Consider the following 13,012-nt stretch of genomic DNA (forward strand, 5'->3'; position numbering starts at 1 on the left):
TGGTCGCGAGTTCCCTCCATCGGCCCGCAGGAACCCCTGCCATAGGCCTTGGCGGCGGTACAGGGCGTAAACAGCGACAGCATTTATTGGCCCGGATCAAGAAAACGCACAAAAGGCGCCCGAAAGTCCTGTGGGCGCGCTGCTAGAAGCTGCTTAGGGCCGCCCTTTTAGGTATTCTAAATTTACGCGAAAACAAAGAAATAGGAGAAGGACAATGGTCGGTGCAGTGATGAACGAAGGCGTTCGTGGCATGCAAGTCGCCCAGCGCGGGCTCGACCAGGCAGCGCAGGATATCGCCCGGGCGCCCGCCGAAAGCGCCCGCCAGGCCCAGTCCCTGGAAGCGCCGGCAAAGGCCGAGATCGCACCCGAACGCCGCCAGGACCTAGTGCAGCCCCTCGTGGAGCTGGAGCGCCAAGAACAGATTTTTACCGCCTCGGCGAAAGTGGTTTCCACCGCCAACCAGACCTTGGGAACCGTACTCGACATTCTGGCCTGAAGGTATCAGCGCCCACTTCGAGCCTAGAGGACAAAAAAGCCCCACGCGCAAGCGTGGGGCTTTTTTCGTTGGCTTACCCGCCGACATCGACCAAGATCCCGCAAATAAATCGTAACGGTCGGCAGTTCTCACCGCCGCGTCCTGGATTTAAACAAGAACGCCCCGCACTGCTGCCGGTGAGCGTGCGTTTGGCTTTGTAGCGGCAGATGGATCGTAACGGCCCGCAGGCCGTTACGCCCCTTACGGGCTTCGGCGCTATGCGCCTCGTCTCAAAGGGCTGACGCCCTTCGTCGAACTGCTTCAAATCCCCGCGCTTTGGGCGCCGGCGCTGAGCGAACTCATCTTTTCAGACGCTCTATCAACTGCGCCTGATATTTGGGCAGTTCCGAGGATGAAATGGCTTGAAATGCCAGCGGGGTTAGATAGGTCATGCCGGCATGTAAGGCACTGGCCTTCATGGGAGCAAACACTTCTGCGAGCTCAAATCCTATTCTGCCTGAATTCCCGTAGGTAGAACGCCCACCTGCAGCCGTTGTTACCAACAGCATCTCTTTTCCCTGCCACAACCCGGGTCCGACATTACCCCATACATCATTGAGATAGGCTTTCATCATCGGCGTAATGTTGAACCAATGCGTCGGGAACATAAAGACGATACGGTGGTGTTGGCGGGTCAGCTCGCGCTCTATGGACGCATCGATGGCACGCGTATCAAACCCGTAAAGCGTCTCCAGATTTCTGACGGTAACCCCATCAACGCTCTCCGCCGCCTGCTGCAACCCTTTGGTCATGACTGAGCGCTCAGGGTAAGGGTGCGACACGATGGCCAACGTCTTGATATCGGTTTTGTAGGGTTTCTCTGCCGCCTGTGTGGCGTTTGCTGTGAAAAAAGCAAGCGGAAGCATCAGACTCACTTTTAGAAGATGGCGTCGATTCATCATCCGAACCCTGTAGATGCAAATGGAAATATTTCAGACATTTTTATCAGCTGATTTTTAATGCGAGGTGACCAGATCTGGCCCGTCCACAGTTTGGGGGACGGGCCAGCGCAGGGAGATGGGAATCAGAGCTCCAGTGCGGACATGTCCATCACGTAACGATGGGAGATATCGCCTTTTTTCAACACGGCGTAGGCCTCGTTGATCTGATCCGGGCGGATCATTTCACACTCGGGATGAATGTTGTGCTCGGCGCAGAAGTCCAGGACTTCCTGAGTCTCCCGAATGCCACCGATCAGCGAGCCGGCGACGCGACGACGCCCCATGACCAGCGGTACGGTGAGCGGCTCGTTCAGCGGACCGATCTGACCGACGATAACCAGCGAGCCATCAATGTCGAGGAGCGGCGTGTAGATATTCAGGTCGTGCTTGACCGGTACGGTGTCGATGATCAGATCCATCGATGCCCCCGCGGCTGCCATAGCCTCGGCATCGGAGGACACCAGAATGCCCTTGGCACCGATGCTTTTGGCCTCCGCTTCCTTGCTATTGGAGCGGCTGAGTACCGTCACTTCCGCCCCCATGGCGACCGCCAGCTTGACGGCCATGTGGCCCAGACCACCCAGGCCAATGACGCCCACCCGGCTGCCCGCTTTTACGCCCCAGTTGCGCAGCGGCGAATAGGTGGTAATCCCCGCACACAGGATGGGGGCCGCGCGAGCCAGGTCGAGGGCGGCCGGAATGCTCAGCACAAACTCTTCGCGCACCACGATATGTTTGGAATAGCCGCCCTGGGTGATCTCGCCCGAGATACGATCCGGGAAGCCGTAGGTCGGGGTCATGCCGTTGCGGCAGAACTGCTCTTCACCGTGATCACACTGATCACAGGCCTGACAGCTATCCACCATGCAACCGACGCCGACTCTATCGCCAACTTTGTAGTTCGTCACCGCGGGACCGACGTCGATCACCTGGCCGACGATTTCGTGGCCGGGCACCAGCGGATAGGGTTGCGGCCCCCAGTCACCGTTAACAGTGTGCAGGTCCGAATGGCAAACGCCGCTGTAGAGAATTTCGATGGCGACATCGTTTGGACGCAGCGCACGACGCTCGAAGTGGTAAGGGGTCATATGCGCATCATTGGAATGGGCCGCATAACCGACGGTTTTCATAGGAGCTCCTCGATGAGTTGCGTTAATACCGAAAAGCGCGGGATCGGCCCCCACGCTTTCAAAAAAAGTGTACCCCCCGCCACCGGTTCCCCCCCTGCCCGATCCTGTGTACTGCTTGCCTGATTCTCCGCAATATTGATGCTTTAGGCAGAGGGTGTACGGGGCTGTTTAGGCGGGACACGGATCTAAGGCCTGCCACCCTCGTCCTGGGCGCGGATAATCTCAACCTGCAGCGGTCCTGATGCCTTCAGCGGCGCAATATCACCCTCGATACGTCCCAGCGGGACCAGCCCGGTCGAGTACCTGAAGGGTCGATAGAAAATGGCCAGATTGCCCCAGGGGGTGTAGAACGTAATATCGCCGATATCGGGCTTGAATCCCGCGGGCGCCCCCTCGGTTGAGAGCTTGCGAGGCAGGTCCGCGACTTTCTCGGTGGCGGCGTAATCCTTAAGGGTCAAGGTGAGCGGAAGCAGGTCTATAAAATCCTTTGCGGCCGGGGTGTCCAACAGCGTCGCCGTGAGCGTGGCGCCATCGAGCCGAAGATGAATTTTCATGGTGCTCTCCTCGTGAATGGAAACGGGTGTGGCGGCGGACGATGCCTGCTGAGGGCCCGGTGATACGGACGCTGCATGGGCATCCAGCGGCCAGAGCCCGCCGGCCAGCGCGAGTAGCAGCATGGCGCCCGACCCGGTCTGCGAGGAGCGGCGCTTCAGCGACGCTTTCCTCATTGCCCCTTTCCTCATTGGCCCTTGCCTCCCTGCCCTTGCCCCAGCCCGGCGCTGAGGGGACGGGGTATGGCGGACTCCCACCAGGCGGTGGACAGCGGCCACTGGTCATCCAGGGACAAAGGCTGCCCTATTTTTGGCGTCAACAGCTGATAGGTTGCGCCTTGGCTGGCGGCATGAATGCGCGCAAAGGGCTCGTTCCAAGCGTGCCGGGCGATGGAAAAGCGACCGACATGGGCCGGCAGCAAGGCCCTTGCCTGTAAAATGCCAGCGGCTTGCGCCGCCTGCTCCGGCGTCATATGAATAGCGGGCCAGCGGGGATCGTACTGCCCCATATCGAGCGCCACCAAGTCGAAGGGGGCAAAGCGCTGGGAAATTTCGGCGAAATGGGGCCCGAAGCCGGTATCGCCGCTGATCATGATGCGGCGCCGGTCAGACTCCAGCACAAAGCCCCCCAGAGCGTCTTGTTACGGGTCAATCCGCGCCCGGAGTAGTGCCGTGCAGGCACTAGGTGGACCCGTGATTCAGAGTTGATCCGCTGCTGCTCGAACCAATCCAGCTCGTGGATTTTTTCGGGCGCATAGCCCCAGTGCTGTAAATGCGCACCAACGCCCAGGGGCACGATCACTCGTCCACTTTCGGCATCAGCGTGCTGAGGGTAGCGTGATCCAGGTGATCCCAGTGATCGTGGGTAATCAGCAGTAGATCGACTTCGGGCATCTCCTCTGCGGTAAAGAGGCTCGTGCCCGGGAATGCCCGGGTCGAAAAGGAAACCGGTGCGGCATAATCGCTGAGCACCGGGTCGATAAGTATCCGTTTGCCGGCGAAGCGAAGAAAGTACGAAGAGTGGCCGAGCCAGATGATCCTGTCGCCGTCGCCGTTCAGCGCGCTCAGATCGCTGTCGACACGGGGCAACGGTTGCGCCGGCCGCCGGTTTTCGCCGGGATCCAGCAGGTTGCCTACCACGACGGACAATGTGCTGACGCCTTCCACAAGAACCGGCGTATCCACCGTGTTATGAAAGACACCATCGGCATAGTGCGGTGAGCGCACGATCCGTTCCAGGCGTTCCCCTTTGGGATGAGCGCCGAACTTCGGGTGTTGTATATAAGCACACGCCCCCAGCAACAACAGTGCAAGCCCGCCCAAAGACACCGAAACCGCTTTAACCATCAACGTCGTCTTCCCCCTTGATCAAGGGTGGGTGCCACCCCACCCCCGTTTCAGTGATGCGTGTTTATTCAAAACGCCGCATCAAAGGCCTGTTCGGCGCGCTGTCCCTCTTGGGTGCCGACCACCGCGCTCAGCACGTTCGCCACATCCTGAAGCTGCGCCTGGGTGAGTCCAACGTTGGCGGCGATGGTCATGTGCGCCTTGAGCTGCGGTGCCACCCCTTCCACACTCGACAGAGCCCCGAGGGTGGCGAGCTCGCGGCTCTCGTGATCCAGGATGTCGCGCCCGAAGAGATCACCGAACAGGTGACGCTGGAGAGAGGTATTCACCCCCGGTGCGAAGTCGGACAACGGACCGGTGACCGGACGCCCCACGATCTTGGTCTGGGCTGCCTTGCCGGCTTCGACACTGGTCGGCGCGACCTCCAGGGGCGCCGCCGGGCCCATTTCGTCTTCGATGCCGGCGGCCTTACGCGCCTCCATCAACGTCATAAAGGTGGCCAGGCCATTCAGGGCACGGGGAAATCCAACATACGCATAGAGATGAATCTGGATCTCCTTGATTTCGTTGACGGTCAACCCAGCCTCCAGCCCTTGCTCGATTGCACGCTCAAGACGCCTCAGGTCACCGCTGGCCGTAAAGGCCGCGATGGGGATGATCCACTGCTTCTCGGCGGCCAGCACATCGGATTCCGGCATGGTTTTTTCAACCTTGGAAGCGGCGGCTTGATACTGCGTATCGGTGACCTTCTCCTTCCAGATGACGTTCTTGCCGTCACGACTGCCGGTGATGACCAAGTGCGTCATGGCAGCATCGGGGGTGGCGCCGTGCCAGTGATCGATATCGGGCGGACACCAGACCGCATCACCCTCGTGCGCGGCAATCACCTTGCCGTCCCGGGTGCCGGTCAGCGCGGTGCCCGTCGGTCACCACGATGTGCTGCCCCGCCGGGTGCAGGTGCCAGGCCGAACGGGCGCCAGCCTGAAAGGTCACATACGCGCCGGAGAAGTCGGCGGTCGCATTGGTGGGAAACAGCATGCGGACGTCGACCTTCCCGGTAAAGTAATCCTCGGGCCCCTCAAAGGTCTTTTGGGACGCATAAGGATAGTGGGCCTGCGCCACATGGGAGTCGGCTTGGGCCGGGCCCATAACCGCCCCCCCCCACTCAGCGTCATCAAGAGCCGGCTAAAAAACGTTCGGTTTTTGTTCATCACGGTTGCTTCTCCATCGTTGCCCTGCAGCCCTATAAGGGGTACGCCTACCGGCCGCCAAATGTTTTACGACCGTTACTCTAGCCCCCCGGCGAAAAGCTGGCGTAGAACGATACTTCGCCATTCTTGCCTAATCGTTCAGCTGCCGGCGATCAGCCCTAGCGCGATCCCCGCGAGCAAACGGACTTAGCACGAAAATACGCATTGTTTGCCTATTTCTATCCGGTCAAGGAGTGGTCGATTGTAGAGATGAGCAGAGAGGTGCTAACGTCAAACCGATCGCTTAAATCTCGATGCAGCGGCCCTGCGGGCCGGAGGATGCCCACCATGCGCGCGCAAAGCCCGACGGACAATGCTCTTCACGCTGACAAGCTGGCAGACCAAATTGCCCAATGGACCCAGAACAGAAATCGATTCGACACCCCCATTCAAGGGCTTTCACTGCATCGCTGGAATCACCCCACCGAGCCGGAAAGCTACATGCTGGCCCCCAGTATTTGCCTGATTGGTCAGGGTAAGAAACGACTATTTCTCGGCGAGCAGGCGTACGTCTACGATTCGCAGAAGTTCCTGATCACCTCGGTGGACCTTCCGGTGGTGGCGCAGATTATCGAAGCCTCACCGGACAGCCCCTATCTCGGCCTGACCATGGCGCTGGACTTTCGCGTCATCACACAACTGATGGTCGATCAGGAGATTGCCCCTTCCCATCAAAACGCGAATAAGCCCGGCGTGGCGGTGAGCCAGTTACAGCCCTCTTTGTCCGATGCCTTTTACCGTCTGCTTGACCTGCTGAACCACCCCGAAGATACGGCGGCACTGGCCCCGTTGATCCAACAAGAGATCTTCTACCGACTGCTGGTCGGCGAACAGGGGCCTCGTTTGCGACAAATCGTATCGGCAGGCAACCAGGGGTACCGGATCGCCCGGGCGATCGATTGGCTGAAAACGAATTTCAACAAGCCGGTCAAGGTGGAGGAACTGGCCGACCGCGAGGGCTTGAGCCTATCGGCCTTTCACAACCACTTTCGCTCAACCACAGCCATGAGTCCGCTGCAATTTCAGAAGCGAATGCGTTTGAACGAAGCTCGACGCTTGATGCTCACTGAGCATATCGACGCCTCCAAAGCGGCCTTCGAGGTGGGCTACGAGAGCCCCTCCCAGTTCAGCCGGGAGTACAGCCGCCTCTTCGGCGCACCACCGAAACGGGACATCAGCAAGCTGAGCCAACTGAGTTCCGCCTAACATGGCCACTCCCATGGATAGGAAAACTTCAGATAGCCAAGCGACCTTTCTCGAAGCAGAGCGTAGCGGCATCAAGCTCGCGATCAAGGGGCGGTTGATTGCAATTGCGGCGCTGGGTACCTGGTATCTCTTCACCCGAAGCGATCGCGTGGCGGAGGTGGCGTTTGCGGCTGGCCTCCTGGCCCTCCTTGGGGGACTACACTACGCTCTGGTGCAATCCCGCCACGACCGACCCTGGATTAAGTATGCCTTTGTCACGGTCGACATCCTTTTACTGACCGCCGCCATTCTTTTAACGCCCGAGGCAGCCGCTCTGGGGCTGCCCAAGATCATCGTCTTTCACTACGACGTTTTCCCCCTGTACTTCGTGATTCTGGCTGTGGCCGCCTTCAGCTTCTCGCCCGGACTGGTGGTGTGGGCAGGGATAGGAGGCGCGCTCGCCTGGTTGGCTGCGTTTGGCTGGGTAGCGAATAACATGGATGTGCGCCTGGAGTGGACCGATGTGCCGCGAACCGAGTCGGCACAGGCCTACCTAGAGGTGATGCTCAGCCCCCATTTTGCCGGTACCGGAAGCCGGCTGCAGGAGAGTCTGATCCTGGTCACTGTGGCAGTGCTGCTGGCCATTGTGATGCAGCGGGCGAGGCGCACGGTCCATCGTCACCTCGAGGCGGATGCGAGGAACCGGCTGATCACCGATGTTTTCGGACGCTACGTGCCCTCGGCGGTAGCGGACTTGGTGATTTCCGATCATGGCTCGCTCGCGCCTACCGAGCGCGTCGCGACCGTCTTGTTCATTGATATTGCAGGCTTTACCCGACTAACCGAACGCCTGGGGCCGGCGCGGGTAGTCGAAGTCTTGAATGCCTACTTCGATGCCGTAGCGCGAATTATTGCCGCCCACCACGGCGTGGTAACCCAGTTTCAAGGTGATGCGGTATTGGCTACCTTTAATGTCCCCCTCACAGATGATCAACATGCCCACAAGGCTGTCTCCTGCGCGCAGGCGATAATCAGTGCCGTGCATAACCAGCGCTTTGGTGGCGAGTCACTGAGCGTCCGTATCGGGGTCACGACGGGGCCACTGATCGCCGGCAATGTGGGAGGCGGCGGGCGCCAAAGCTATACCGTCCACGGTAATACCGTGAACATGGCTGCGCGCCTTGAAGCAATGAACAAGGAGCTTGGTACATCCCTTCTGGTGTCCGAAAGTACCGCCAAGGCGATCGGTACGGAGCGCCTTAAAATGATCGCGACAGCGGAAATTCGAGGCCTTAAGGGGCGGCGCCCTGTGTATACGTTACTTCCCAATTAGCGACTTCCGGCTGGCGAGAGCAGCGCAATGACGGGCGACATCGACCTTTTTTTGGAATAGCTAGCCATGACCGCTACGTGCCCTGAAGCGACGAAACCACATCGAAGATTTATGTCTGCTCTATGGAATGGAACTGGATTCGTGAGAAGCACAGTCGGCCCTAACTCGATTTCAGTGAAGGGCGCATAAGCGGAAACCACAGCGCCCATCAGATCTTGATCGCCATGACTGGGATAGGACCATCCCCAGTTTTTACCCGTTCAAAAAAATTCCCCAAAATTTTTGGAAAACGTTTTGGCGGCATGGAAAAGCGGGCCTTTCGATGACGGTGGTTACCAATACTCTCGGTCTAGCCCCCAACGTTATGGCGGCGCCCAGGGTGTCTAGCGGATCGATGAGAAACCGGTTGGTTTTGGAAAAGGGAACCTATTTCGACGGGGGGGCAGCCAAGCGACAGGCCCGACCCGACCGCTAAATTTAGATCCAAAAATCGGGGCTACAAAGACAAAAGCGGGATGCCTTCTTGGTGACATATCGCTGACACGCCCAAAAACAAAAAGCCCCAAGCTTTCGCAAGGGGCTTCAAGTCGCTGAATTAACAGCTAAATTTGGTAGGACTAGGCAGATTCGAACTGCCGACCTCTACCATGTCAAGATTCCATTTCTAAGTTACAGTAACTTACTTAACCAACCCGAAAGTGGCTGTACTATACAAATCAAACAGTTAACTTGTGATCCCAATGCGTATATTATTGCATCTACATGATTTTATGGGCATTTTGGTCTCAGCGAAAGAGACCTTTACACAGCTAATCAGCACCCAAACCGTGGACATCTACAACTGCAAAAATTTTCAGATCTCATAGAAAAATTTTCAACCGCCGTAGTAAAAATTTCAAACTCAAATCCATATGAGTATCACTGCACTGAATAAAAAGCAGCACACTCATTCATGTGCAAAATGTAACCTTATGGATAATCCCACGCCACAGCCACTCACTGCTACGGAATTATGATCGAATTCGCTCCCAACATCGCCAAAGTAGCCAGCTCGAAAAAGCCGCATTTAATCCGACCAGAATGGGCAAGCAATCTACTAAACCTCTTGATTTATCACCGAATACACTGGTAATCGATAGAGTAATTCCCCGATTACCGCCAGTAAATTTTCGTCAAGGCTTAATTTAATCGCTGTTTTCTTCTTGCTAAGAAGCGGTAATCCCTGCCATAAAACTGTCATTAAAGCCGGAAAATCATTAGCACCAGGCCAACCTAACCTAGCGTTACTTGTGGTAGTAGATCTAAAGACTGCGTGGGTAAACCGCACAAACCCTCTACCATTACTTGGTCGATGCGCCTATTCAGCCATTCACTCACCTTGAGACGGTCACCCCTATCAGGGAAGAGTCGGATTCAGAAAGCAGTCATGCAGTTCAACCCAGCCTACGACTGGAACTGCGACAAAGCGGCCCTTAGGAAGCGACAAAGCTAGACATACCTTATGGATGCCATCCTTCACTGTGAAGACTCTGATAAAACCAACTATGGCCGTAGTCACCGCATACTGTAGGTATGACCAGCAGTCACATGCTACGCCGTCACGAAGTTTTCCCGCGCCCTGGCAACCACACCAGCAGAGAGAGACCCACCACTGCGGAAACAACAGAGGCGAGGAAAATCCCCAGCTTAGCGCCGTCAATCAAGCTTTCGCTGAAAGCGATATTCGCAATAAACAACGCCATGGTGAAGCCGATTCCGGCTAGAAAGCTGCCGCCGGTTAGAAGCCGCCAATTGAGTTCCGGGGGGAATATGGCGATGTGTAGGCGCACGGCCAGCCAGGTGAAAAACAGAATACCCAAGGGCTTTCCCAGCACGAAGCCCATGAATATTGCTAGGGTAATCGAGCTATCGATACCACCGAACGTGAGTGGCAAGCCTGCGTTAGCAAATGCGAACAGCGGCATGATGACAAAGGCCACCCAAGGGTGCAGCATGATCTCCAGACGCTCCACAGGGGACAGAACTTCCCGCGCTGCCACTTCGGCCATCTGCAATGTGTGCCGATCCTTGGTATCTCGACTGCTTTCGTCACTGGCCGGATGCGCAATGACCTGACCCAATATGGAATACAGTCGCTCATCACTTACCCAGCGGCGCGCGGGCGTCATCAAACCGAGAATGACGCCGGTGATGGTGGAGTGGACACCGGAAGCATCCACGGCCAGCCAGATGAATACACCAACCATCAGGTAAAGCGGAAAGCTGCGAAAGCCTAGCGCGGAAATGGCACGCGTAATCACCAGCCCCAGCGCCGCCAACACCAGCGGCCACCAGGCGAGATGGCTGCTGTAGCCAATCGCGACGACCAGTATGGCGCCGATATCGTCAACAATCGCCAATGACAGCATAAACACCCGCAGACTTTGGGGCATGCGTGGCCCAAGCAGTGCCAGGCAACCGATAACAAACGCCGTATCAGTGGCCATGACGGTGCCCCACCCCGGCTGACCGGCCTGCCCTGCTTGCAGGGTCAGGTAGATGGCGGCGGGAACGATCATACCGCCAAGGGCGGCGGCTATGGATAATGCGGCCTTGCGTGGCTCGTTTAACTCGCCGAGAACCAGCTCGCGCTTGAGCTCCAACGCGACAAGAAAGAAAAACAGCGTCATCAGGCCATCGTTAAGCCACTCACGCAGCGATCGGCCAAATTCAAACGCCCCGATCTGAAGTCCCACCCACGTCTCCCAGACATGTTCGAACGCATCAGCCCACGGCGAGTTCGATAAAACGAGTGCAGCAACTGTAAACAATAATAGGATCGCCCCACTGGCGGACTCGATGTGTAAAAAGCGCACAAATAGACTCGCCAGCCGGTCAACAATCTCCTTTGGCAACCCGATGGGTTTTAGCGTTTTTTGCTGATCTGGCATCATAAAAATCATCCTGACAGTCGAACGCTATAAGCGATCAACTCTACCGGATCCTGTTACAGGCCCTGAGGAAGCATGGCGGGAGGCCCCTCAACAACCTTGTGAGGCTTAACGTTCTGGCCTTCCGCCGGCAGCGAATCCCGAGCGTCTCACAGCGCTCGATCGGGGCAACACGAACACTGGCGGATGGCCGCTTTGACGATCGGAACCAGGGGGGCCGCAACGCTGAAGGTGCGTATCCCGCACGCGAGCAGCTTGGCCACGTGTTCAGGTCTTCCCGCCAGCTCACCGCACACGGACAGCGGCATCTGGGGTACATCATCGTGAACCAGACGCAGCAAGCGGAAGATCACGGCCGCACTATCGTTGAAATAGCGTTCCACCGCCGCATTATCACGATCGGCAGCAAAGGTGTACTGGGTCAGGTCGTTGGTGCCGAAACTCAGAAAATCTGCGTGCTCGGCGATCGCCCGCGCCGACAGCGCGGCTGCGGGGGTTTCGATCATGGCGCCGATCTTGGGAACGGCCGTCTGCGGCTCCGGCCAGAGCTGCCGCAGCACCTCTGTTACCGCGGCCATATCCTCGGGCAGTGCTACCATCGGCACCAAGATCCGCACATCGAAATCGCGGGACAGCGCCATCACCGCTCGCAGCTGAGTTCTGAGCAGCTCCGGGTACTCGCGCAGCAAGCGAATGCCCCTGCGCCCCAGGGCGGGATTGGATTCGGCAAAGAACGCCAGAAACGGCAAGGGTTTGTCGGCCCCTACATCCAACAGCCGCACACACACCGGGAGGCCCTTGGCTGCCGCCAACACCTGGGTCATCTCATCGACCAGCTCGGTGGTAGTGGGCGGAGTCATGCGGCCCAGGTAAGCCTGTTCCATACGGTATAGGCCCACGCCTTCCGCACCGTTAACGATCGCCAGTTGGGTATCACTGCTACTCCCCACATTAGCGACCACCGAGACGGTTACGCCATCTCGGGTGACGGCCGGTCGGCGGGCATTTTCTCGCGCTACGCGATAGGCCCGCGCTTTTTCTTCGGTGAGGCGATGGAAAGCGATCTGCTGCGTGCGCTTTGGCCGAACCGTAACAGTCCCCGCATCCGCATCCAACAGCGCCAGAGTAGCATCGGGTACGCGGCCCATCAGATCGGGGATGCCTGATATGCAGGGCAGGCCAAGCTGGCGAACAAACAGGGCCGCGTGGGAACCGCTGCTGCCGTGTTCGAGCAGTACGCCGGCAATGGCACAATGGGCGAGAAAAACGCTATCCGTGGGTAGCAGTCTCGATGCGACCAGGACGCAACCTGGGGGAATCTGATCGAGTGGGTGAACGGTAACCCCGGCGAGGGCATTGTGCAGGCGTATCGAGATATCGCGCATATCTTCGCCTTTTTCCCGGGCGATCTGCGACTCCAGCGCCAGAAATCGTCTTTCCCAGCGCAGAAAAACCGCCTTCACCGCGCTGCCGGCGCTGACCAGATTGTCGGCGACCTCTCTCCTCAGTTCCTGCTGCAGCGAGGGGTCATTGAGCATCAGTCGGTGCGACCCGAACACCTCGGAGAGGCGCGAATCGATCTCTTTTTTCACCCGTGTCGCCAGCACCACTAGATCATCCGATATGCTGGCGGTGGCGCAATCAAGACGGACCAGTTCCTGCTCGACCTGACTGTGCTCAATGTCCACGGGCGTATCGATCGGCCCCAGCAGATCCCGAAGGACGTGGGTAAGCCCCTGCGCCAAGCCCGGCGAGATCGGGGTGCCCCGGAGGATCAACGATGGGTCATGATGTTGCATAAGCTACCTAC

At 58.0% G+C, this 13,012-nt stretch carries 11 protein-coding genes and 1 pseudogene; 3 read left to right on the plus strand and 9 right to left on the minus strand.

The window, feature by feature from the left end; genetic code table 11:
• Window positions 1-214 precede the first annotated feature (214 nt).
• Window positions 215-496, plus strand: coding sequence for a hypothetical protein (locus JGZ97_RS17160; protein ID WP_207063929.1), 282 nt, complete (start codon window positions 215-217; stop codon window positions 494-496).
• A 338-nt stretch (window positions 497-834) separates the two neighbouring features.
• On the opposite strand, the gene JGZ97_RS17165 is transcribed toward JGZ97_RS17160, so the two are convergent.
• The 7 genes and pseudogenes from JGZ97_RS17165 to JGZ97_RS17200 all read right to left on the minus strand — a co-directional run bounded on the left by JGZ97_RS17165 (window position 835) and on the right by JGZ97_RS17200 (window position 5,653).
• Window positions 835-1,434: an NAD(P)H-dependent oxidoreductase gene (locus tag JGZ97_RS17165; RefSeq protein ID WP_207063930.1), complete on the minus strand. Its 600-nt coding sequence runs from the start codon at window positions 1,432-1,434 to the stop codon at window positions 835-837.
• 125 nt (window positions 1,435-1,559) lie between these two features.
• Window positions 1,560-2,606, minus strand: a complete 1,047-nt coding sequence (locus tag JGZ97_RS17170; protein ID WP_207063931.1) for an NAD(P)-dependent alcohol dehydrogenase — start codon at window positions 2,604-2,606, stop codon at window positions 1,560-1,562.
• A 185-nt stretch (window positions 2,607-2,791) separates the two neighbouring features.
• Window positions 2,792-3,334 (minus strand): cyclophilin-like fold protein, encoded by a 543-nt coding sequence (locus JGZ97_RS17175; protein ID WP_207063932.1) that lies wholly within the window; start codon window positions 3,332-3,334, stop codon window positions 2,792-2,794.
• 11 nt (window positions 3,335-3,345) lie between these two features.
• Window positions 3,346-3,959, minus strand: a pseudogene (locus JGZ97_RS17180) (MBL fold metallo-hydrolase).
• Window positions 3,956-4,504, minus strand: a complete 549-nt coding sequence (locus JGZ97_RS17190) for an MBL fold metallo-hydrolase (RefSeq protein ID WP_207063935.1) — start codon at window positions 4,502-4,504, stop codon at window positions 3,956-3,958. Before JGZ97_RS17190 ends, JGZ97_RS17180 begins: the two are co-directional and overlap by 4 nt.
• 68 nt (window positions 4,505-4,572) lie before the next feature.
• Entirely contained in the window at window positions 4,573-5,391 is an 819-nt protein-coding gene (locus JGZ97_RS18570; protein ID WP_207063936.1) for a carboxymuconolactone decarboxylase family protein, read from the minus strand.
• Complete coding sequence (locus JGZ97_RS17200; RefSeq protein WP_207063937.1) at window positions 5,369-5,653, minus strand: hypothetical protein; 285 nt, start codon at window positions 5,651-5,653, stop codon at window positions 5,369-5,371. Before JGZ97_RS17200 ends, JGZ97_RS18570 begins: the two co-directional genes overlap by 23 nt.
• Before the next feature lie 389 nt (window positions 5,654-6,042).
• Here JGZ97_RS17200 and JGZ97_RS17205 point away from each other — a divergent pair, with 389 nt between their 5' ends.
• Both JGZ97_RS17205 and JGZ97_RS17210 read left to right on the plus strand, forming a co-directional pair.
• Entirely contained in the window at window positions 6,043-6,960 is a 918-nt protein-coding gene (locus tag JGZ97_RS17205) for an AraC family transcriptional regulator (RefSeq protein WP_207063938.1), read from the plus strand.
• A 13-nt stretch (window positions 6,961-6,973) separates the two neighbouring features.
• On the plus strand, window positions 6,974-8,272 hold the full coding sequence (locus tag JGZ97_RS17210) for an adenylate/guanylate cyclase domain-containing protein (RefSeq protein WP_207063939.1): 1,299 nt from the start codon (window positions 6,974-6,976) through the stop codon (window positions 8,270-8,272).
• 1,598 nt (window positions 8,273-9,870) lie between these two features.
• Here JGZ97_RS17210 and nhaA read toward each other — a convergent pair.
• Entirely contained in the window at window positions 9,871-11,205 is a 1,335-nt protein-coding gene (nhaA, locus tag JGZ97_RS17215) for a Na+/H+ antiporter NhaA (RefSeq protein WP_242521861.1), read from the minus strand.
• A gap of 146 nt (window positions 11,206-11,351) precedes the next feature.
• Window positions 11,352-13,001 (minus strand): phosphoenolpyruvate--protein phosphotransferase, encoded by a 1,650-nt coding sequence (gene ptsP / locus JGZ97_RS17220; protein WP_207063940.1) that lies wholly within the window; start codon window positions 12,999-13,001, stop codon window positions 11,352-11,354.
• Window positions 13,002-13,012 lie beyond the last annotated feature (11 nt).

Origin of the sequence: Motiliproteus sp. SC1-56 (genome assembly GCF_017309075.1) — a bacterium.
Lineage (GTDB): Bacteria > Pseudomonadota > Gammaproteobacteria > Pseudomonadales > Balneatricaceae > Motiliproteus.

Bases quoted from the DNA above. Each gene is read 5' to 3' on its own strand.
- JGZ97_RS17160 (WP_207063929.1), top strand. From the start codon at position 215: ATGGTCGGTGCAGTGATGAACGAAGGCGTTCGTGGCATGCAAGTCGCC.
- JGZ97_RS17165 (WP_207063930.1), bottom strand. From the start codon at position 1,434: ATGAATCGACGCCATCTTCTAAAAGTGAGTCTGATGCTTCCGCTTGCT.
- JGZ97_RS17170 (WP_207063931.1), bottom strand. From the start codon at position 2,606: ATGAAAACCGTCGGTTATGCGGCCCATTCCAATGATGCGCATATGACC.
- JGZ97_RS17175 (WP_207063932.1), bottom strand. From the start codon at position 3,334: ATGAGGAAAGCGTCGCTGAAGCGCCGCTCCTCGCAGACCGGGTCGGGC.
- JGZ97_RS17190 (WP_207063935.1), bottom strand. From the start codon at position 4,504: ATGGTTAAAGCGGTTTCGGTGTCTTTGGGCGGGCTTGCACTGTTGTTG.
- JGZ97_RS17200 (WP_207063937.1), bottom strand. From the start codon at position 5,653: ATGGGCCCGGCCCAAGCCGACTCCCATGTGGCGCAGGCCCACTATCCT.
- JGZ97_RS17205 (WP_207063938.1), top strand. From the start codon at position 6,043: ATGCGCGCGCAAAGCCCGACGGACAATGCTCTTCACGCTGACAAGCTG.
- JGZ97_RS17210 (WP_207063939.1), top strand. From the start codon at position 6,974: ATGGATAGGAAAACTTCAGATAGCCAAGCGACCTTTCTCGAAGCAGAG.
- nhaA (WP_242521861.1), bottom strand. From the start codon at position 11,205: ATGATGCCAGATCAGCAAAAAACGCTAAAACCCATCGGGTTGCCAAAG.
- ptsP (WP_207063940.1), bottom strand. From the start codon at position 13,001: ATGCAACATCATGACCCATCGTTGATCCTCCGGGGCACCCCGATCTCG.